The sequence below is a fragment of the Burkholderia sp. FL-7-2-10-S1-D7 genome (assembly GCF_001524185.1).
GTDB classification, from domain to species: Bacteria; Pseudomonadota; Gammaproteobacteria; order Burkholderiales; family Burkholderiaceae; genus Burkholderia; species Burkholderia diffusa.
In genome coordinates this window covers 46,097-67,040 of sequence record NZ_LOWY01000022.1, presented here as the reverse complement: position 1 = coordinate 67,040, position 20,944 = coordinate 46,097, and the positions used below count along the sequence as shown (strand labels likewise).

13 protein-coding genes and 1 pseudogene are annotated in these 20,944 nt (G+C 68.4%); 7 read left to right on the top strand and 7 right to left on the bottom strand.

The genetic code is table 11. From position 1 onward, the window contains the following. Window positions 1-72 precede the first annotated feature (72 nt). On the top strand, window positions 73-3,087 hold the full coding sequence (gene ppc / locus WS75_RS10750; RefSeq protein ID WP_059680465.1) for a phosphoenolpyruvate carboxylase: 3,015 nt from the start codon (window positions 73-75) through the stop codon (window positions 3,085-3,087). A gap of 148 nt (window positions 3,088-3,235) precedes the next feature. Here the strand turns inward: ppc and WS75_RS10745 are convergent, their stop codons facing one another. Continuing rightward, window positions 3,236-3,988 carry a class I SAM-dependent methyltransferase gene (locus WS75_RS10745; RefSeq protein WP_059680464.1) on the bottom strand — a complete coding sequence of 251 codons (753 nt, stop codon included), beginning with the start codon at window positions 3,986-3,988 and terminating at the stop codon, window positions 3,236-3,238. A 182-nt stretch (window positions 3,989-4,170) separates the two neighbouring features. Between WS75_RS10745 and WS75_RS10740 the strand changes: the two genes are divergently transcribed. The 4 genes and pseudogenes from WS75_RS10740 (at window position 4,171) to WS75_RS10730 (ending at window position 7,554) form a co-directional block, all read left to right on the top strand. Further along, window positions 4,171-4,980: a helix-turn-helix transcriptional regulator gene (locus WS75_RS10740; protein WP_059680463.1), complete on the top strand. Its 810-nt coding sequence runs from the start codon at window positions 4,171-4,173 to the stop codon at window positions 4,978-4,980. 43 nt (window positions 4,981-5,023) lie between these two features. Then, window positions 5,024-5,257: pseudogene (locus WS75_RS34905) on the top strand (fimbria/pilus outer membrane usher protein); the annotation flags it as partial. Between the two features lie 109 nt (window positions 5,258-5,366). Next, window positions 5,367-6,776, top strand: coding sequence for an argininosuccinate lyase (argH, locus tag WS75_RS10735; protein ID WP_059680462.1), 1,410 nt, complete (start codon window positions 5,367-5,369; stop codon window positions 6,774-6,776). Between the two features lie 94 nt (window positions 6,777-6,870). After that, entirely contained in the window at window positions 6,871-7,554 is a 684-nt protein-coding gene (locus WS75_RS10730; protein WP_059680461.1) for an HAD family hydrolase, read from the top strand. Between the two features lie 89 nt (window positions 7,555-7,643). Here the strand turns inward: WS75_RS10730 and WS75_RS10725 are convergent, their stop codons facing one another. The 5 genes from WS75_RS10725 to apbC form a co-directional block, all read right to left on the bottom strand. Continuing rightward, window positions 7,644-8,474 carry a lysozyme inhibitor LprI family protein gene (locus tag WS75_RS10725; RefSeq protein WP_059680460.1) on the bottom strand — a complete coding sequence of 277 codons (831 nt, stop codon included), beginning with the start codon at window positions 8,472-8,474 and terminating at the stop codon, window positions 7,644-7,646. Beyond that, window positions 8,474-10,753 carry an arginine/lysine/ornithine decarboxylase gene (locus WS75_RS10720; RefSeq protein ID WP_006497175.1) on the bottom strand — a complete coding sequence of 760 codons (2,280 nt, stop codon included), beginning with the start codon at window positions 10,751-10,753 and terminating at the stop codon, window positions 8,474-8,476. The genes WS75_RS10725 and WS75_RS10720 overlap by 1 nt, the downstream gene beginning before the upstream one ends. Before the next feature lie 81 nt (window positions 10,754-10,834). Continuing rightward, the gene (dcd, locus tag WS75_RS10715) at window positions 10,835-11,404 is read right to left on the bottom strand and encodes a dCTP deaminase (protein WP_006398615.1); all 570 of its coding nucleotides are present in this window, start codon (window positions 11,402-11,404) and stop codon (window positions 10,835-10,837) included. A gap of 112 nt (window positions 11,405-11,516) precedes the next feature. Then, complete coding sequence (gene sodC / locus WS75_RS10710) at window positions 11,517-12,053, bottom strand: superoxide dismutase [Cu-Zn] (RefSeq protein ID WP_059680459.1); 537 nt, start codon at window positions 12,051-12,053, stop codon at window positions 11,517-11,519. A 133-nt stretch (window positions 12,054-12,186) separates the two neighbouring features. Further along, the gene (gene apbC, locus WS75_RS10705; protein WP_059680458.1) at window positions 12,187-13,278 is read right to left on the bottom strand and encodes an iron-sulfur cluster carrier protein ApbC; all 1,092 of its coding nucleotides are present in this window, start codon (window positions 13,276-13,278) and stop codon (window positions 12,187-12,189) included. Window positions 13,279-13,630: 352 nt separating this feature from the next. Here apbC and WS75_RS10700 point away from each other — a divergent pair, with 352 nt between their 5' ends. Together WS75_RS10700 and metG are read left to right on the top strand one after the other, a co-directional pair. Continuing rightward, the gene (locus tag WS75_RS10700) at window positions 13,631-14,272 is read left to right on the top strand and encodes an OmpA family protein (RefSeq protein WP_059527561.1); all 642 of its coding nucleotides are present in this window, start codon (window positions 13,631-13,633) and stop codon (window positions 14,270-14,272) included. A gap of 368 nt (window positions 14,273-14,640) precedes the next feature. Next, window positions 14,641-16,797, top strand: coding sequence for a methionine--tRNA ligase (metG, locus tag WS75_RS10695; protein WP_059680457.1), 2,157 nt, complete (start codon window positions 14,641-14,643; stop codon window positions 16,795-16,797). A gap of 100 nt (window positions 16,798-16,897) precedes the next feature. Here the strand turns inward: metG and WS75_RS10690 are convergent, their stop codons facing one another. Next, window positions 16,898-20,944, bottom strand: a complete 4,047-nt coding sequence (locus tag WS75_RS10690) for a translocation/assembly module TamB domain-containing protein (RefSeq protein ID WP_059680456.1) — start codon at window positions 20,942-20,944, stop codon at window positions 16,898-16,900.

Below are 20,944 nucleotides of genomic sequence, written 5' to 3'. Positions count from 1 at the left end.
TGACCGCAGTTCCCGTAGTTTCCGTAATCCCCGCAGTCCCTTTTGACTCGAGCTTTCCCAAGGAAACCCATCGTGAAGTCTTCCGGATCGGCGCGTACGGCGCGCCGCAATGCTGCCTTGCCCTCCTCCGATGCCCAGACGGGCTCCATCGCCACCGCCGCGAACGGCCGTGCGAAACCGGCAACGAAACCGAAAGACCCGATACGTCAGACAAAACGCGCGACCACGGCCGCCAGCCCGGCTGCCCGCAAGGCCGGCGCGGCGAAGCCCGGCGCCCGCACGCGCGAGGACAAGGACGGTCCGCTGTTCGAGGACATCCGCTACCTCGGCCGCCTGCTCGGCGACGTGGTGCGCGAACAGGAAGGCGACACCGTGTTCGACGTCGTCGAGACCATTCGCCAGACGGCGGTGAAGTTTCGCCGCGAGGACGACAGCGAGGCCGCACAAACGCTGGAGAAGAAGCTGCGCAAGCTGACGCCGGAGCAGACGGTGAGCGTCGTGCGCGCGTTCAGCTATTTCTCGCATCTGGCGAACATCGCGGAAGACCGCCATCACAACCGCCGCCGCCGCATCCACGCGCTGGCCGGATCCGCGGCACAGCCCGGCACCGTCGCGTACGCGCTCGAGCAGCTGAAGACGACCGGCAACGCGTCGAAGCGCCTGCTGCAGCGCTTCTTCGACGATGCGCTGATCGTGCCGGTGCTGACCGCGCATCCGACCGAAGTGCAGCGCAAGAGCATCCTCGACGCGCAGCACGACATCGCACGCCTGCTCGCCGAGCGCGACCAGCCGCTGACGGCACGCGAACGCTCGTACAACGAATCGATGCTGCGCGCACGCGTGACCGCGCTGTGGCAGACCCGCATGCTGCGCGACGCGCGCCTGACGGTCGGCGACGAGATCGAGAACGCGCTGTCGTACTACCGCGCGACGTTCCTTGACGAACTGCCCGCGCTGTATGGCGACATCGAGGCCGCGCTCGCCGAGCACGGCCTGTCCGCGCGCGTGCCCGCATTCTTCCAGATGGGCAGCTGGATCGGCGGCGACCGCGACGGCAACCCGAACGTGACCGCCACGACGCTCGAAGAAGCGATCAACCGCCAGTCCGCGGTGATTCTCGAACACTATCTGGAGCAGGTGCACAAGCTCGGTGCCGAGCTGTCGGTGTCGAACCTGCTGGTCGGCGCGAACGACGCCGTGAAAGCGCTCGCGGCCGCGTCGCCCGACCAGTCGCCGCACCGCGTCGACGAACCGTATCGCCGCGCGCTGATCGGCATCTACACACGGCTCGCCGCGAGCGCACGCGTGCGCCTGGGCGAAGGCACGGTGCCGGTGCGCAGCGCCGGCCGCGGCGCGCCGCCGGTGCGCGCGGTGCCCTACGCCGATTCCGAGGCCTTCGTCGCCGACCTCAAGGTGCTGACCGCCTCGCTCGACGAACACCACGGCACGTCGCTCGCCGCGCCGCGCCTCGCACCGCTCGTACGCGCGGCCGAGGTGTTCGGATTCCATCTCGCGAGCATCGACCTGCGCCAGAGCTCCGATATCCACGAAGCCGTGGTCGCCGAGCTGTTCGCGCGTGCCGGCGTACATGCGGACTACGCATCGCTCTCCGAGGACGACAAGCTGATCGCGCTGCTTGCCGCGCTGGCCGATCCGCGCCCGCTGCGCTCGCCGTACATCGAATACTCGGCGCTCGCACAAAGCGAGCTGGGCGTGTTCGAGAAGGCACGCGAGGTGCGTGCGCAGTTCGGCCCGCGTGCGGTACGCAACTACATCATTTCGCACACCGAGACGGTCAGCGACCTCGTCGAAGTCCTGCTGTTGCAGAAGGAAACCGGGCTGCTGGAAGGCACATTGGGCGCCGCTCACGACAGCGCGCGCAACGGCCTGATGGTGATTCCGCTGTTCGAGACGATCCCCGACCTGCGCGACGCCGCGCGCATCATGCGCGAATACTTCGCTCTGCCGGGCATCGACGCGCTGATCGCGCACCAGGGTGCCGAGCAGGAAGTGATGCTCGGCTACTCGGACAGCAACAAGGATGGCGGCTTCCTGACGTCGAACTGGGAGCTGTATCGCGCGGAGCTCGCGCTCGTCGACCTGTTCCGCGAACGCAAGATCACGCTGCGGCTGTTCCATGGCCGCGGCGGCACGGTCGGCCGCGGAGGCGGCCCGACCTACCAGGCGATCCTGTCGCAGCCGCCGGGCACCGTGAACGGCCAGATCCGTCTGACCGAACAGGGCGAGGTGATCGCGAGCAAGTTCGCGAACCCCGAGATCGGGCGGCGCAATCTGGAGACCGTGGTCGCCGCGACGCTCGAGGCGTCGCTGCTGCCGCAATCGAACGCGCCCGCGCAGCTGCCCGCGTTCGAAGCCGCGATGCAGACACTGTCCGACGCCGCGATGGCGTCGTATCGCGCACTCGTCTATGAAACGCCCGGCTTCACCGACTACTTCTTCTCGTCGACGCCGATCACCGAGATCGCCGAGCTGAACATCGGCAGCCGCCCGGCCTCTCGCAAGCTGCAGGATCCGAAGAACCGCAGGATCGAAGACCTGCGGGCGATTCCGTGGGGCTTCTCGTGGGGCCAGTGCCGACTGCTGCTGACGGGCTGGTATGGCTTCGGCAGCGCGGTGAGCGCGTATCTCGACGGCGCGCCGGACGCGGCCGAACGCACCAAGCGCCTGACGCTGCTGAAGAAGATGAACAAGACCTGGCCGTTCTTCGCGAACCTGCTGTCGAACATGGACATGGTGCTTGCGAAGACCGATCTCGCGGTCGCGTCGCGCTATGCGCAGCTGGTCGCCGACCGCAAGCTGCGCAAGCACGTGTTCGAGCGGATCGTCGCGGAATGGGAGCGCACGTCGCAGGCGCTCGCGGAAATCACCGGGCACGCTGGCCGCCTCGCGACCAACCCGCTGCTCGCGCGCTCGATCAAGAACCGCTTCCCGTATCTCGATCCGCTGAACCACCTGCAGGTCGAGCTGATCAAGCGTCACCGCGCGGGCGACACGAACGCGCGGCTGCGCCGCGGGATTCACCTGACCATCAACGGGATCGCGGCCGGCCTGCGCAATACGGGCTGATCCGCACGCGGCGCGGGGCTGCTCCGCGCCGCGCCGGCGTTGCGAAACGCGCGCCGTAAAACGAAAGCCGCGATACGCAACCACGCGTATCGCGGCTTTTTCTCATGGAACGGCACGACGGCGCCGGCCGCCGTGTCGCCCCATACGCTCATTGCGCGTCGATCAGCAGCGCATCGTGCTCGAACGACCCGTCCGGCTGCACGGCGTAGTAGCCGCGCACCTCGTCTGGCGCATGCGCCCACAGCGCGCGGATGCCCGCGACGCTGTCGGCCGGCGTGCGGATCCGCTCGACCCACGTGTCGAAATCGATCGGCAGGCGCCAGCGGCTCTGCACGTGCGCGTCGAACCCGGCGCCGCGAAACATCGCGAGCCATTCGTCGGCACGGTAGTCGCGCACGTGGGAAGCGTCGCGCAGCACTTCGGCGGCCTGCAGATACGTGTCGAGCAGCGGATGATCGTTGCCCGCGATATCGATCATCAGCACGCGGCCGCCCGGCTTCAGCACGCGACGCACCTCGGCGAGCGCCGCGGGCACGTCGTGCCAGTGGTGCGCGCTCATCCGGCTGATTACCCAGTCGAAAGTGCCGGCTTCGAACGGCAGCCGTTCGGCCGGCCCCTGCTGCGTGCGGACGTTCGCGAGGCCGCGCTCGCGCGCGGCGGCGGCGACGGTCGCGAGCATCGGCGCCGCGAGATCGTAGGCGACCACGTCGCGCACGTGCGGCGCGACCGCGAAGCTCGCATGGCCCGCACCGCAACCGAGATCGAGCACCGCGGCGTCGGGCGTCGCGCGCACGGTGTCCGCCAGCGCCTGCAGATCGGCGCCCGTCGCGTGGACCGTGCTCGTCAGGTAGGCGGCGGCCGTCGTGCCGAATGCGTCGGCGACCTGGTCGTGGTGTTTCATCGTTCGCTCCTTCTTTGGGGGGGGCGCTTGCTGCCTGCCAGCGCGCGAATCGCTACAATAGGGCCGCGCTTGTACCAGTACAAGTTAAGCAGTTATTCTGGTATTTGTTACACCTGCCTGATTTCCGGCCCGATTTACGCCGCGCGTCGCGCGCCCCTTTTTGTCGTTTCAGCCGTTTCCGCATGAGCCAGCCGTCCTCCGCCCCCACCCCGCCGCTCGACGCCACGCCCGCCCGCGCACTCGGCGAATTCATCCGCGCGCACCGCGAACGGCTGTCGCCGCAGGCCGTCGGCCTGCCGCCCGGCCCGCGCCGCCGCACGCCGGGGCTGCGGCGCGAGGAAGTCGCGCAGCTGTGCGGCGTCAGCCCGACCTGGTACACGTGGATCGAGCAGGGCCGCCCGGTGTCGGCGTCGGCCGATGCGCTCGCGCGGATCGCCGTCGCACTGCAGCTGTCGAAGGCCGAACGCGCGTACCTGTTCGAGCTGGCCGCGCAGCGCGATCCGGCCGAGCCCGACGTCGCGGCTGGCGACCTGCCGCCGACGCTCGCGGCGACCGTCGCCGCGATCGCCACGCCTGCATACGTGCTCGACCGGCAATGGAACGCGCTCGCATGGAACGCGCCGGCCGCCGCGCTGTTCACGGGCTGGCTCGACGGCGAGCACGACCGCAACCTGCTGCGCTTCACGTTCATGGCGCCGGCCGCGCGCACGTTGATCGTCGACTGGGAAACCCGCGCGCGCCGGCTCGCGGCCGAATTCCGTGCCGACTCGATCCGCCACCTCGCCGATGCGCCGACCCGCGCACTGATCGACGCGCTGATGGCCGGCAGCGATGCGTTCGCGCAGTATTGGGCGTCGCAGGACGTGTTCGAGCGCGAAGGCGGTCTGCGTGAATTCGACCATCCGGCCGACGGCCGCCTCGTGTACCAGCAGATCACGCTGAAGCCCGCGCACCGCGAAGACCTGAAGCTGGTCGTGCTCGTGCGCGATTGAAGCGGCTCGGAAGCTGATCGTCGCGGCGATCGATGCGCAGACGCTGCGCGCGCCGCATGGCACGCCGCGGCCGCCCGGGCTCGCGGTTCGCCACGCCGAAAGCGGCCCGCGCACGATCGCCGGCGACGACAGCCTGACCTTCGTCGACGGCCTCGTCGAGAACAATCACGTCGAAATCCCGGGCTGCAGCCGCGACTGCGCCGTCGAATTCGCGTACGGGCGCCCCGACGACGGCACGCTGCCGCGGATCGGCCCGCTGACCCGCGGCCCCCGGTGATCCGTGCCCGTTCGCGGCCGGCGCGCACCGGCCGCCAGCCCCGCGAATGCTAGAATTGCGGGATTCCCTCGGCGGCGCACGCCGCCCAACTCCCCTTCGAAGAATCGCCATGACGTCCCAACTGCACAAAAAGGGCGAGGCCTGGTCGGCCCGCTTCTCGGAACCGATGTCGGAGCTGGTCAAGCGCTACACGTCGTCGGTGTTTTTCGACAAGCGCCTCGCGCTCGTCGACATCGCCGGCTCGCTCGCGCACGCGAGCATGCTCGCGGCGCAGAAGATCATCAGCGCCGACGACCTCGCCGCGATCGAACGCGGGATGACGCAGATCAAGGGCGAGATCGAGCGCGGCGAATTCGAATGGCAGCTGGATCTCGAGGACGTCCACCTGAACATCGAGGCGCGCCTGACCGCGCTGATCGGTGACGCCGGCAAGCGCCTGCATACGGGCCGCTCGCGCAACGACCAGGTCGCGACCGACATCCGCCTGTGGCTGCGCGGCGAGATCGACCGCATCGGCGGCCTCCTGAACGACCTGCGCGGCGCGCTGATCGACCTCGCGGAGAAGAACGCCGACACGATCATGCCGGGCTTCACGCACCTGCAGGTCGCGCAGCCGGTCACGTTCGGCCATCACCTGCTCGCGTACGTCGAAATGTTCACGCGCGACGCCGAGCGCATGCGCGACTGCCGCACCCGCGTGAACCGCCTGCCGCTCGGCGCGGCCGCGCTCGCCGGCACCAGCTACCCGATCGACCGTCACGCCGTGGCGAAGACGCTCGGCTTCGACGGCATCTGCGCGAACTCGCTCGACGCGGTGTCGGATCGCGACTTCGCGATCGAATTCACGGCGGCATCCGCGCTCGTGATGACGCACGTGTCGCGCTTCTCCGAAGAACTCGTGCTGTGGATGAGCCCGCGCGTCGGCTTCATCGACATCGCCGACCGCTTCTGTACCGGCAGCTCGATCATGCCGCAGAAGAAGAACCCGGACGTGCCCGAGCTCGCACGCGGCAAGACGGGCCGCGTGAACGGCCACCTGATGGCGCTCCTCACGCTGATGAAGGGCCAGCCGCTCGCGTACAACAAGGACAACCAGGAAGACAAGGAACCGCTGTTCGACACGGTCGACACGGTCGCCGACACGCTGCGGATCTTCGCCGAGATGGTCGCCGGCATCACGGTGAAGCCGGACGCGATGCGCGCAGCCGCGCTGCAGGGCTTCTCGACCGCCACCGACCTCGCCGACTATCTCGTGAAGCGCGGGCTGCCGTTCCGCGACGCGCACGAAGCCGTCGCGCACGCGGTGAAGATCTGCGACGACCGCGGAATCGACCTCGCGGACCTCTCGCTCGACGAAATGAAGCAGGAACTGCCGAACGTCGCGCACCTGATCGGCGACGACGTGTTCAGCTACCTGACGCTCGAAGGTTCGGTCGCGAGCCGCAACCATCCGGGCGGCACCGCGCCCGATCAAGTGCGTGCGGCGGTCAAGGCCGCTCGCGCCGCGCTCGGCAAGTAAGCCTGCCGGCACGGACGGGCGCCTTCGGCGTCCGCCTTTCACTCGGGCGGCCGTCGCGCCGCCCGACGCCCTTCCCGCTTCCCGGATACCGCCGATGACCTTCTCCGCCGCGCTCTTCGACATGGACGGCCTGCTCGTCGATTCCGAGCGGACCATCATGAACACGTGGATCGACGTGTCGACCGCGCACGGCGTCGTGCTGACCGAGATCGACTACCTGCAGATCGTCGGCCGCTCGTTCGCGGAGGGCCAGGTCATTCTCGCGCGGCTGATCGGCGACACCGACACGTTCGACGCCGTGCGCACCGTCGTGCGCGAACGGCTCGCCGCGCCCGAACCTCATCCGAAATTTCCGCTGAAGTCCGGCGCACTGGCGCTGCTCGAGACGCTCGCGCAGGCCGGCATTCCGTGCGCGGTCGCATCGTCGTCCGCGCGCGACGTGATCCGTGCGCGGCTCGACGCGGTCGGCGTGCTGCCGTTCTTCCGCGCGATCGCGGGCGGCGACGAAGTCGCGCGCGGCAAGCCCGACCCGGCCGTGTACCGGCTCGCGGCCGAACGCCTCGGCGTGCCGGCGCACGCGTGCGTCGCGTTCGAGGACAGCGACTTCGGCGCGCAATCGGCCGCCGGCGCGGGCGCATCGGTCGTCACCGTGCCCGACCTGAAGGCACCGACGCCCGAGATCGTCGCGCTGAGCCTGCACGTGCTCCCGTCGCTCGACGACGCGGTCGCGTTCGTGCCATCGTGGTTCGGCCGTCTGGACGCGCAGCAGCCCGCGTAAGCGCCGCTCGCGGCACGCCATATGCAAACGGGCACCCTCGGGTGCCCGTTTTCCGTTGCCGCGCCGAATGACCGGCGTCGCGGCGATCGTCAGTTGTTGCCGGCCGTCTCCGACAGCCGCTTCATCGTCGCGATGCGCGCGCCGATCAGATCGACGCGTCCGTCCTCGCCGACGAGCGGCGCCGTCGCATCGCTGAACGCGACCCACGCGCGCTGCGCACGCACGAGTGTCGCGGCCGAATGCGCGGGCATCTTGCGACGCAGCTTCTGGTAATAGCGGTTCAAATCGAACAGCGCGTGCTCGCACGCGGCATCCTGCACACACGGCCGCACGCGGCGTATCGCCGAATCGCGCGGCGCGTTCGCCGGCTTGCCGCCGGCTGGCGCAGCAGTGCCCGCACCGCCCTGGGTGTCGCCTTGCGCACCGCTCGTGGCCGCCACCGGCACGGCGGCAGGCGGCAACGCATAGCGGTCGGCCGCCGCGCGCAGCGCCAATGCACGATCGCGCACGGGCTGCAACTGCATGTCGGCGCTCGACATCGCGTACGCGGTACCGCGCGTCGTGTCGTACACGGCTTTCAACAGATGAACTTCATCCTTGCGCCACGTGACCCAGCGGCGCTGGCTGTCCTGCCAGCCGCGCTTCACGTCGGCCGGCGCATTGTTCGACAGGCGCTGGTACGCGCCGTCCACCACCGCCTGCCACTGCTGCTGCGCTTCGCTCATGCACTGGATCTGGCCGGCCGTCGACGACCGGTCGCGCCGCGCGAGGCATTGCCGCATCGCGACGTCGATCGGGTCGGCCGCCGCGACTTCCGCGTGCGCGACACCCACGCCCGCCAGCCCGGCCGCCCCTGCCGCCCAGACGACGAGCGCGGCCAACGCCGCACGCATCGTCCGGATTCGTCCCTGCGTCGCCATCAGTCGCGCACGCAATCGACGAAGTACTCGACGCGGCCGTTCACCTCTTCCGCGACGAGGCCGTGGATGTCGGTGTGGAAGCCCGGGAAGCGCTCGTTGAAGTCGCGCGCGAACCGCAGGTAGTTCACGATCGTCTTGTTGAAGCGTTCGCCCGGGATCAGCAGCGGAATGCCCGGCGGGTACGGCGTGAGCAGGATGCTCGTCACGCGGCCTTCGAGCTCGTCGAGCGGCACGCGGTCGATCTTGCGGTGCGCGAGCTTCGCGAACGCGTCCGACGGCTTCATCGCCGGCTCCATGTCCGACAGGTACATCTCCGTCGTCAGGCGCGCGATGTCGTTCGCACGGTACACGTCGTGGATCTGCGTGCACAGGTCGCGCAGGCCGACACGCTCGTAGCGCGGATGCTGCGCGACGAATTCCGGCAGCACGCGCCACAGCGGCTGGTTGTTGTCGTAGTCGTCCTTGAACTGCTGCAGCTCGGTCACCATCGAGTTCCAGCGGCCCTTCGTGATGCCGATCGTGAACATGATGAAGAACGAGTACAGGCCGGTCTTCTCGACGATGATCCCGTGCTCGGCCAGATACTTCGTGACGATCGCGGCCGGAATGCCCGTCTCGCCGAACTCGCCGTCGACATCGAGCCCCGGCGTGATGATCGTCGCCTTGATCGGGTCGAGCATGTTGAAGCCTTCCGCCAGCGGGCCGAAGCCGTGCCAGTGGTCGTTCGGCTTCAGCATCCAGTCCTCGCGCGAGCCGATGCCTTCTTCCGACAGGTTGTCCGGGCCCCACACGCTGAAGAACCAGTCGTCGCCGTATTCGGCGTCGACCTTGCGCATCGCGCGGCGGAAGTCGATCGCCTCGGCGATCGATTCCTCGACGAGCGCGGTGCCGCCCGGCGGCTCCATCATCGCAGCCGCGACGTCGCACGACGCGATGATCGCGTACTGCGGGCTCGTCGACGTGTGCATCAGGTACGCCTCGTTGAAGCGGTGCTTGTCGAACGTGCGGTTCTCCGAATCCTGCACGACGATCTGCGATGCCTGCGAGATGCCCGCGAGCAGCTTGTGCGTCGAGTGCGTCGCGAACACGAGCGCGCCGGTGCGCGGACGGCCGTCGCCGATCGCGTGCATGTCGCGGTAGAAATCGTGGAACGTCGCATGCGGTAGCCACGCTTCGTCGAAGTGCAGCGTGTCGAGCAGGTCGCCGAGCAGATCCTTGATCATCTCGACGTTGTAGACGACGCCGTCGTACGTGCTCTGCGTGATCGTCAGGATCCGCGGCTTCATGTCCGGGTTCTCGCGCAGCGCCTCGCGCGCGAACGGGTTCGCCTCGATCTTCTTGCGGATGTTCTCCGGCTTGAATTCGTCGCGCGGGATCGGCCCGATGATGCCGAAGTGATTGCGCGTCGGCGTGAGGAACACCGGAATCGCGCCCGTCATCGTGATCGCGTGCAGGATCGACTTGTGGCAGTTGCGGTCGACCAGCACGATGTCGCCGGGCGCGACCGTCGCATGCCAGACGATCTTGTTCGACGTCGACGTGCCGTTGGTCACGAAGAACAGGTGGTCCGCGCTGAAGATGCGCGCCGCGTTGCGCTCGGACGCCGCGACCGGGCCAGTGTGATCGAGCAGCTGGCCGAGTTCGTCGACCGCGTTGCAGACGTCCGCGCGCAGCATGTTCTCGCCGAAGAACTGGTGGAACATCTGGCCGAGCGGGTTCTTCAGGAATGCCACGCCACCCGAGTGGCCCGGGCAGTGCCACGAGTACGAGCCTTCGTCCGCGTACTTCACCAGCTCCTTGAAGAACGGCGGCGCGAGCGAGTCGAGATAGACCTTCGCCTCGCGGATGATGTGGCGCGCGACGAACTCCGGCGTGTCCTCGAACATGTGGATGAAGCCGTGCAGTTCGCGCAGGATGTCGTTCGGCAAGTGGCGCGACGTGCGCGTTTCGCCGTACAGGAAGATCGGGATGTCCGCGTTGCGGCGGCGCACTTCGGTCACGAACGCGCGCAGCTCGATGATCGCGGTCGCGAGCTCGGGCAGTTCGCCGTCCGGGCCGGTCTCGCCGAGCATGAGTTCGTCGTCGTCGATCGACAGGATGAAGCACGACGCGCGGCTCGACTGCTGCGCGAACGACGTCAGATCGCCGTAGCTCGTGAGGCCGAGGACTTCGACGCCCTCCTTCTCGATCGCTTCGGCCAACGCCCGGATGCCGGAGCCCGAGATGTTCTCGGAGCGGAAATCTTCGTCGATGATGACGACGGGGAAACGAAACTTCATGGGCGATTCTCCAAAAAGAACGACCGCGGCGCGTCACGCGCAGCGGTCACCCGGAAACTGGTGAGACGTTATGCAACCAGATCAGGTTTTCGGCAGCGTGACACCGCGCTGACCCTGATACTTGCCGCCGCGATCGGCGTACGACACGTCGCACACTTCGTCGCTTTCGAAGAACAGCACCTGCGCGACACCTTCGTTCGCGTAGATCTTCGCGGGCAGCGGCGTGGTATTCGAGAATTCCAGCGTGACGTAGCCTTCCCACTCGGGTTCGAACGGCGTCACGTTGACGATGATCCCGCAGCGCGCGTACGTCGACTTGCCGAGGCAGACGGTGAGCACGGTGCGCGGAATGCGGAAATATTCGACGGTGCGGGCCAGCGCGAACGAGTTCGGCGGGATGATGCACACGTCGCCCTTGAAATCGACAAACGAACCTTCGTCGAAGTTCTTCGGATCGACGATCGTCGAATTGATGTTCGTGAAGATCTTGAATTCGTCCGCGCAGCGGATGTCGTAGCCGTAGCTCGACGTGCCGTAGCTGACGATCCTGCGACCGTCCTCGGACGCGCGAACCTGATCGGGCACGAACGGCTCGATCATCTTGTGTTCTTCGGCCATGCGCCGAATCCACTTGTCGGACTTGATGCTCATAACAGGGCGCCTGGAAACGCTGCGTGACAGTCGGTGAGGGCCGGACCCGCGAGGCCGCGGCCGGGAAAGGCGCACATTTTACGCGATCATCGGCCCGCGCACGCGGCGTCCGTCATCGGATCACGCCACACGCGAGCGCCGGCCCCGCGCCGTGCTGCGGAAACGCCGGGTCGCTCGGGTCGCGGTGCACCAGCGCCGCGCGATTCAGCGCGGAGCGCACGCCGTCGAGGGCCAGATCGGGCGCGACGATGAAACCGGCTGCGACGCCGTTCGCATCCGCATGGATGTTGCCCAGATCGCCAGCGACGCGCGCGCCCGCGCGCAGCCGGTCGGCTGCCGGCGCGAACACCTGGCCGGCGCTCGAGCCGTCGCCCGCGTTGCAGTCGCCGCGCTCGTGCACCTGCAGCGCGTGATCGCTGTTCGGCGGCAGGCCGGCCAGGTTGTACGTGACCTGGACGCCGTCCGGGCGTTCGACGAACGTCACCGCGCCGCGTGCCTGCGAGCCGACGGTCGGCTGCAGTTGCGCGTCGGCGCGCTTTTCGTGCGACGAGGAAAAAGAGGTACAGCCGGCCAGCAGGCCCAGCGCGGCGGCGACCAGCAGCGCGCGCCGCGCGCGGCCGGCATACACGCCGTGATGTCGTTGGTTCATTCGATCCTCATGCCGGCTGGCGGCCGTTCGACACGGCGGCCATGCCGGGCGGGTAAAGGGACCCGGGAAAAGTCGCCATGATACCGCGCCTCGCGGCGCCGTAAACAGCGTGAGGCCCCGCCCCGCAAGGGTTTTACGTATTTTGAACAACGATCGACGGGAACTTCGACGTCATATCGCGCGCGCGCTCGGCGATCGCCAGCGCGACCCCGCGCGCGATGTCGCGGTAGCGCCGCGCCAGCGCGCCGTCCGGTTCGGCCACGACCGTCGGCGTGCCGCTGTCGGCGCGCTCGCGGATCGCGATGTCGAGCGGCAGGCTGCCAAGCAGGTTCACACCATAATCCCGGGCCATCCGCTCGGCGCCGCCCGCGCCGAAGATGTGCTCTTCGTGGCCGCAGTTCGAGCAGATGTGGATGCTCATGTTCTCGACGATACCGAGGATCGGAATCCCGACCTTCTCGAACATCTTCAGGCCCTTCTTCGCGTCGAGTAGCGCGATGTCCTGCGGCGTCGTCACGATCACGGCGCCCGTCACCGGCACGCGCTGCGCGAGCGTGAGCTGGATGTCGCCCGTGCCCGGCGGCATGTCGACGATCAGGTAGTCGAGCTCGCGCCAGTTGGTCTGCCGCAGCAGCTGCTCGAGCGCCGACGTCGCCATCGGGCCGCGCCACACCATCGGGTTGTCTTCCTCGATCAGGAAGCCGATCGAGTTCGCCTGCAGCCCGTGGCCGACCAGCGGATTCATCGACTGGTTGTCCGGCGACTCGGGGCGCTGACCGTGAATGCCGAGCATGGTCGGCAGCGACGGACCGTAGATGTCGGCGTCGAGAATGCCGACCGACGCGCCTTCCGCGGCGAGCGCGAGCGCGAGGTTCACGGCCGTCGTGCTCTTGCCGACGCCGCCCTTGCCCGATGCGACCGCGACGATGTTCTTCACGTTCGGCAGCAGCTTCACGCCGCGCTGCACCGTGTGCGCGACGATCTCCTGCGACACGGCGACGCGCGCGTCGCGCACGCCCGGCACAGCCTTCAGCGCATCGGCAATGCGTGTGCGCACGTCGTCGTGCTGGCTGCGCGCGGGATAGCCGAGCACCACGTCCACCGCCACGGCGTCACCGTCGATCGCGACATTGCGCACGCCCTTGTTCGCCGCGTACGGACGGCCGGTATTGGGGTCGACGACAGCCGCCAGTGCGGCGTCGACTTGTGCCCGGTCAATGCTCATTGAAACTCCGTGAAAACGTTTTTCTCTCGCGCAAACGTCAAGAAATATCAAATAACGCTGCGAAAATCGGGAAAAGTGAAAGAATCTGTTGCACGCCATTGCGCGAACGCGCGCGTCGGAGCAATCTTCGCGTGCGGCATGCTATGGGGCCAAATCGGCCACTTACCGCCTATATTGTAGAGGCTGATGCGTCGCCCTGTCCGGAACAGCCCCGCTGGCGAACAGGGCATGCGGCCGCCTCGGCGGCTGCCGCGGCACGGGCCGGCCCTTCCTTTTTCGGGCGTCCGTGCAGGGAGCCGTAACTGTTGTTTGTCGTCGTTGTCGACTCGTTCAACCAAGAGAGGAATTCAAGATGAACATGAAAATCGCGACTCGCCTGTCCGTCTTCGCACTCGCCGGCGCGCTGCTGGCAGGCTGCGCCACGCAGCAAGGCAACAATACGGCCGTCGGCACCGGCACGGGTGCGGCGCTGGGCGCGGGCATCGGCGCGCTGGCCGGTGGCGGCAAGGGCGCGGCGATCGGCGCGGGCGTCGGCGCACTGGTCGGCGGCGTGACGGGTTACAACTGGCAAGCGATCAAGAACAAGCTCGCGCCGTCGGCAGCCAAGACGGGCACGCAGGTGACCGAGCAGCCGGACGGCTCGCTGAAGCTGAACGTGCCGAGCTCGGTGACGTTCGCGACGAACCAGTACGCGATCACGCCGGCCTTCACGCCGCTCCTGAACGACCTGGCGACGACGCTGAACCAGAACCCGCAAGTGACGGCATCGATTGTCGGCTACACGGACAGCACGGGCTCGGCACAGCTGAACCAGACGCTGTCGCAGAACCGCGCACAGAGCGTCGTGAACGCACTGGTGCAGCGCGGCGTCGCCGGCGGCCGCCTGTCGGCACAAGGCATGGGCCCGTCGAACCCGATCGCGGACAACGCGACCGAAGCCGGCCGTGCGCAAAACCGCCGCGTCGAGATCTACCTGCGCGCAGCACAGCAGTAAGCATCGCCGCGAGAGGAGAAAACGGGGGCACGCGCCCCCGCCGCACAAGGCTTCCAGCGGGATCCATAACGAATCGAAAAAAATTTCGAACTTCTGTCGCGGCCTGCGGTCTGTCTTTACGGTACGCGGCTGGCGCAGCCGGCGCGTCACCATTCTCCTCTTGTCGTTGTTGCTCCGGGGCCGTATCCGCCCCGGTTTTTTTTGCCCGGAATTCGCATGCTGCGCCGCAGCATTGCAGCGCCGGGCAAGCCGCCACGGCGGCCCCGCCCCTTCCTGCGTCCGCTCCACGGCGCCCGCGCCGGCTGACGTGCCCGCGCCCCTGCTAGAATCGCAGTTTCCGTCGTTTCCGCCGTTCTTCTACAGACCCTATGTCCGCATCCGACCTCACTTCCGTGCAGGCTGCGGCGCCGCAAGGCAGCCGCCAGATCCTCGTTACGTCCGCACTGCCCTATGCCAATGGCCAGATCCACATCGGCCACCTGGTCGAGTACATCCAGACCGACATCTGGGTGCGGACGCTGCGAATGCACGGCCATGAGGTCTACTACATCGGCGCCGACGACACGCACGGCACGCCGGTCATGCTGCGCGCCGAGAAGGAAGGCCTCACGCCGAAGCAGTTGATCGACCGCGTGTGGACCGAGCACAAGCGCGATTTCGACAGCTTCGGCGTGTCGTTCGACAACTTCTACTCGACCGACTCGGACGAGAACCGCGTGCTGAGCGAGAAGATCTACCTCGCGCTGAAGGAAAACGACCTGATCGCCGAGCGCGAGATCGAGCAGGCGTACGACCCGGTCAAGGAAATGTTCCTGCCGGACCGCTTCATCAAGGGCGAATGCCCGAAGTGCCACGCGAAGGACCAGTACGGCGACAACTGCGAAGTGTGCGGTTCGACCTATCTGCCGACCGAACTGCTGAATCCGTATTCGGTCGTGTCCGGTGCGACGCCGGTGCGCAAGAAGTCGACGCACTATTTCTTCCGCCTGTCGGACCCGCGCTGCGAGTCGTTCCTGCGCGAATGGGTCAGCGGCCTCGCTCAGCCCGAAGCCACCAACAAGATGCGCGAATGGCTCGGCGACGCCGGCGAAGCCCGCCTCGCCGACTGGGACATCTCGCGCGACGCGCCGTACTTCGGCTTCGAGATCCCGGGTGCACCCGGCAAGTACTTCTACGTGTGGCTGGACGCGCCGGTCGGTTATTACGCGAGCTTCAAGAACCTGTGCGACCGCAAGGGCATCGACTTCGACGCGTGGATCCGGTCGGGCTCGACCGCCGAGCAGTACCACTTCATCGGCAAGGACATCCTGTATTTCCACACGCTGTTCTGGCCGGCGATGCTCGAGTTCTCGGGCCATCGCACGCCGACCAACGTGTTCGCGCACGGCTTCCTGACGGTCGACGGCGCGAAGATGTCGAAGTCGCGCGGCACGTTCATCACCGCGCAGAGCTACATCGACACCGGCCTGAACCCGGAATGGCTGCGCTACTACTTCGCCGCGAAGCTGAACGCGACGATGGAAGACATCGACCTGAACCTCGACGATTTCCAGGCGCGCGTGAACAGCGATCTCGTCGGCAAGTACGTGAACATCGCGAGCCGCGCGGCCGGCTTCCTGCTCAAGCGCTTCGACGGCCGCGTGCAGGACAGCGCGATGAACCATCCGCTCGTCGCGAAGCTGCGCGATGCGATTCCCGCGCTCGCCGCGCACTACGAAGCGCGCGAATACAGCCGCGCGCTGCGCCAGACGATGGAACTCGCTGACGAAGTGAACGCGTACGTCGACGGCGCGAAGCCGTGGGAACTCGCGAAGGATCCGGCCAACGCGGTCGCGCTGCACGAAACCTGCAGCGTGAGCCTCGAGGCGTTCCGCCTGCTGTCGCTCGCGCTGAAGCCGGTGATGCCGCGCGTGGCCGAAGCCGTCGAGACCTTCTTCGGGATCGCGCCGCTCACGTGGGCCGACGCCGCGAAACCGCTGTCGTCCACGCAGCCGATCAAGGCGTACCAGCACCTGATGACGCGCGTCGACCCGAAGCAGATCGACGCGCTGCTCGCAGCGAACCGCGATTCGCTGCAGGCCGAGGCCACCGGCGCCGCTGCCGCGAGCGCGGCCAACGCCGCGAAGGAAGGCAAGAACGCCAAGGCGAATGCGAAGGCGGCCGCCGCGAACGGTGCCGACGACGGTCCGATCTCGATCGACGATTTCGCGAAGGTCGACCTGCGCATTGCGAAGATCGTCGCGTGCCAGGCCGTTGAAGGCTCGGACAAGCTGCTGCAGCTCACGCTCGACATCGGCGAGGAAAAGACCCGCAACGTGTTCTCGGGCATCAAGTCGGCGTACCAGCCCGAGCAGCTCGTCGGCAAGCTGACGGTGATGGTCGCGAACCTCGCGCCGCGCAAGATGAAGTTCGGGCTGTCCGAAGGGATGGTGCTCGCCGCGTCGGCCGCCGACGAGAAGGCCGAGCCGGGCCTCTACATCCTCGAGCCGCACAGCGGCGCGAAGCCCGGCATGCGCGTGAAGTAAGCAGCACGCGCCGCCCGTTGCACACGAAAGCCCCGCACGATGCGTGCGGGGCTTTTTTCATGCGCGACGACGATTCCGATGCGCGTCGCAGCGCGTGCCGTCACCGCCGGCTGAACCAGCTATCGAAGCGCCGCGTGTAGTTCAGGTCGACGCCCTGGAACGTGCCGCCGTATGCAGACACGGACCAGAAGCGCGTCAAGTTGATCGTCGCCTTGAACGCGTTGCTCGCCGACTGCAGGCCCTGCTCGAAGCCGAGCACGAAACGCTCGTTGATCGCCTTCGAGACCTGGATGACCTGCGGATCGGTCAGGCCGACTTCGCTGCGGCCGATCGAGAATTCGTCGAGGCCGAAGGTCTGGGCGACGCGCTTGCCGGTCACGCTGCCGAGCAGCGCGAGCGCCGCCGTCATCGTGCCCTGCTGGCCGACGTTGTTGCCCTGGTCGGTGCCGTGCCCGAACAGCAGCCACGACAGCTTTTCGTTGTCGGTGACGTTGGGTTCCGACACCAGCTTGACCGTCAGAGCCTGGATCGTGCCGGTGACCTGCACCCCGGCCTCGACCTCCTGGTTGCGCCGCATCGCGAGGATATTCACGCCCGGATTCGACACGGGGCCGTTGAACGTGAAGAAGCCGTTCTCGACCGCGAGCTTGCGGCCGAACGACGTGTACGTCGACCCTTCGGTCACGCGCACGTTGCCGATCGCGCGCAGCGGCACGCCAGGCGCGCTCATCACGGTGATCGTGCCGCGCAGCCCGAGATCCGCGCCGTGTCCCTTGAAGCGGAAGTTGTTGCCGAGGCCGATGTCGATGTTCGCGCGCGGCGCGAGCGACGGCGCCGGCTTGTCCTCGACCTTCTGCGGCTTCGCGACCGCCGTGCCGGTCGGCGTCTCGCCGCGCACGGTCCCGTCCGGTCGCACCACGACGACGTCGTCGGACAAGTGCGGCGCCGCGTCTTCCGGCAAGTCGAACAGCGCACGGTCGACGACGAACTTGCCGTCGATCGACAGCGCGCCGCGCGGCCCGTCGTTCGCGACGGTCGCCTTGCCGGACAGCGACAGCTTGCGGTCCGGCGCCGCGAACAGTTCGAGTTTGTCGGCGACGATGCTCGCGGTCAGGTCCGGCGCCTCACCGTCGAGACGCACACGGCCGATCGCGCGCAGCGTGCCGTCGCCGCCATGGAACTCGACCTGCTGGAATTCGACGAGGTTCTCCGCGAGCTTCACGCGCACGATGCCGTCCTTCAGCTGCACGCCCTGGTCGACGAGCGTCGCGGACAGATCGTCGCCCGTCAGCATGCCCGACACGTTCGGCTTCACCGGCGTGCCGGCGATCGTCAGCTTCAGCGCCGCGCGCCCGCCGAGCAGGTAGCTCGGCCCGAACAGGTTGCCGGTCGCCTTCAGCGACGGGATGTCGGCGTCGATGCGGCCCGCCAGCGGGCCATCGTCGACGACGCCGAACACGCCGTCGCGCAGCGCGAACGGCACGGTGACGTTCGCGTCGAGCGTGCCGACCCGGTTCGCCTTCGCCAGCGCCACCACATTGAGCCGGTTGCCCGGCGCAAAGCTCGCGCGCGCCGACAGGTCGGTCAGCCCGAGCGACGCGATGCCGCGCCCGGTCTCGATCGTCACGTCGCCGCCGCGCCGCTTCACCTGCACGTAGCCCGTCGCGTTCGCGCCGAGCGAGAAATCCCAGTCGGCGTCGAGCACGACGTCGGTGCGCACCGGCGCCCGCTGGCCCGTCAGCTCCTGGCGGATCTCGAGGAAGCGCGCGACCGACGCGCCGCGCACGGTGCCTGCCGAGCGCATCTGGCCGTGATCGAACACGAACGACTTCAGGTCGATCGCGGCGCCTTCGAGCGTGAGCCGCGTCGCGCCGAGCGTCACGCGGCCGGCGCCGGCCGACACGGCGAGCGGCGAGAGCAGCGCCACCGCCGGCGTGCCGCGGTTCGCGAGGCGCGTGACGGTGCCGTCCCAGCGCATCCCGTCGCGATTCTCGATCACGCCGCCGTTCGCCGCGAGCGTCAGGTCGATCACGCGGCCGCCGGCCGTCCCGACCGCCGACGCGTCGAGCGTATGCTTCGCGCGCGTGCCGTCCAGATTCGCGCGTAGCGATTTCAATTGCAGCGAGCCGAGCGCGATGTCGGTCGCGTCGGCCGTGAACACGAGCGCACCGTACGCGCCGTCGCGGATGTCGGCGCGCCCCTGCGCGGCACCGATCCGGTTCGAGCCGACCACGACGTGCTGCGCCTTGTAGGTGGCCGTCACGTTCGGATGCGCGAAGCTGCCGGTCAGCTCGCCCTGCGCCTGCACGAGCCCCTGCACGCCGAAGCCGAGCCGGTCGAGCTCGGGCGCGTCGACGACGAAGCGCAGCCGGTCGCCCGGCGCGCCGAAACTGCCGCGCAGGTCGACGTGGTTGCCCGCGATCGTCAGGTTCGCGTTGCTCGGCAGGATCCGCGCGCCGACGAGCTGCACGACGCCGGCGCCGGTCAGCGGCACGCCGTCGTAGAGGCTGTCGCCGAGCTTGAAGGTCGCCTTCGTCGACACCTGCGGCTCGAACGCGCCGGAGGCCGTCAGCGTGCCCGATACGCGCGTCTCGCCGCGCCTGGCCGGCGCCTTCGCTGCTGCCTTCGCCGTTCTGGCGGCCGGCTTGCCGCCACCCGCGCCCGGCGCGCTCATCGCGGCGAGCAGCAGCGGGTCGAACGCGGTCAGCGTCGCCTTCGCGTCGTAGCTCGAATGCGCGTCGTGACGGAACACGCCGGTCAGGTCGATACGGCCCTTGCCCGCCGTCACGCGCGCATCGGTCAGCGCCGTCTGCTGCGACGTCAGCGCGACCTTCGCACGCGCGCCGAGCCCAAGCTTCGGATCGTTCAGGTTGAAGTCCACGGTCGTCACGTCGCCGGCGAGCGTCACGCCGAGCGGGCCGCCGAGGCGCATCGGCCGCAATTCGGCGACGAACGCATTGAGGTCAAGGTTCGCGACCTTCAGGTCGAAGCGGCCCTTGCCGCCCGTCAGCGTGCCGTTGCCGGTCACGCTGCCGTCGCGGATCAGTTTCAGCGCGAGGTCGTCGATCCGCTGCGCGTGTGCGTCGAGATTGACGGTCGCATGGGCGTCGACGACGGGCAGCAGGTGCTCGCCGAGCGTGCCGGGCTTCGCGTTGACGATCGACACCGGGCCGGTCACCGCGAAGCCCTTCGCCGGTGCGGCGCCGGCCGGCGCGGTCACGGGCGCCAGCTCCGCGCGCACCGCGAGATCGGCGGCCGGCGCGCCCGGCGCGATCGCCTGCGGGTTCACGTGATCGAACGCGAGCGACGCACGCGTGAGCGGCACCGCGCCGAACGGCGCGGCCTCGACGTGCGCGCGCCCGTTCAGCTTCATCCCGCTCGCGGTGACGTCGGCGACGAGCGCTTCGAGCGAACCCGATACGTTCGCGCTCGCGTTGACCGGTTCGTTCGCGAGCTTGCCCACGTAGGTCGCGTTGCCCGTCAGCGCGAACGGCTTCACGCCGTCGAGCTTCGCGCGTGCGGTCAGCGCACCGTACGGCGTGTCGACGCCGTCGAGCGCGAGCTCATGGTGACGGCCGTCGCTGCGGCCGTTCAGCGCGAGATGGTCGAGCTGCGTCGTCGATCCACCTTCGTGAATCGCCAGGTGATCGACGCGCAGGTCGTCGATCCGCAACTGCAGCGGCAGGCTCAGGTCCTGCGGCGTCGCGGCCGGCGTCGACGGACCCGGTGCGATCCGTACGTCGATCGTGCCCGCGCGAAGGTAGTCAACGGACAGCCGCCACGGCGCACGGGTGAGCGCCCAGCGGCCGTCGAGCCGGTCGATCCGCACTTCGGTGCCGGCGCCGCCGGGGCTCGTCCACGCGAAGCCGCGCACGCGCACGCCGGTTGCGAGCGAACCGCCTTCGAGCGTGCCCGCCAGCCGGCCGCCCAGCACGCGCACGGCCGTCTGCCACGCGAGGCGCGTGCCGCGCTCGGTCGTCGCGGCGGCCAGCACGAGCCCGGCCGCCAGCACGACGAGCAGCACGACCGTCACGAGCGCCCACGCGGCGATCCGGCCCCCACGCACGCGGCGCGGCGGCGCGTCGGGCGCGCGCTCGGGCGAGTCCGGATCGTTGGGCGGCGGCGTGTCGTTCGGATCCTTCGTCAT